Source organism: Pseudomonas sp. MD195_PC81_125 (assembly GCF_014060985.1).
Classification (GTDB): Bacteria; Pseudomonadota; Gammaproteobacteria; order Pseudomonadales; family Pseudomonadaceae; genus Aquipseudomonas; species Aquipseudomonas parakoreensis.
Genome location: NZ_JABULD010000945.1, coordinates 1 through 546, shown reverse-complemented (window position 1 = coordinate 546; position 546 = coordinate 1). Strand labels below are relative to the sequence as shown.

Annotated in this window: 1 protein-coding gene; it reads right to left on the bottom strand. The window is 51.1% G+C overall.

Going from position 1 to position 546, the window contains the following annotated elements:
- Nucleotides 1-321: 321 nt before the first annotated feature.
- A partial coding sequence (locus HT737_RS30505) for a LysR substrate-binding domain-containing protein (protein ID WP_306287332.1) occupies nt 322-546 on the bottom strand: 225 nt, incomplete at its 5' end.

Below are 546 nucleotides of genomic sequence, written 5' to 3'. Positions count from 1 at the left end.
GCGAACTTTATGCCTTCAAGGGATTATGACGGGTGACGGAAAATTAACTACAAGTCATCCCGTGACCGAATGTCGCAGATGGCCAGTTGAATCCCTTGCAGGCCGTGCCTTGCAAGGATTCTGGCTGAATCTGAAAAAAAATTCTCATCGGCGGCGTGAATAGGACGTAATGAGTCGCCAATAGAGGCTCAAAGCCACGTCAGCAGGCGCTTGTGGGACGTCTGTACGACTTTCGGATACAGTCTGCGATTTTGCGACAAATACTTATATCTGTAGGGCTTTGGATTTCCTGACTACCGAGTTAGTAATTGTTGTAAGCCTTTATCCTTCTAGGCTGTAGCTGTTTGCCTGATTGACCAGCCAATCGCGAAATGCCTTGAGTGACGCCGATTCGACCTTGCGCTCCGGAATCATCAGGTAATACGCCTTGATGCTGGAGAGTGCATCCGGGTTGGCGATCACCAATCGTTTCTCGGCCAGTTCGCGTTGAATCAGGAACGGCGGAATCAGTGCGATACCCATGTCGTGCATGGGCCGCCTGGGGCC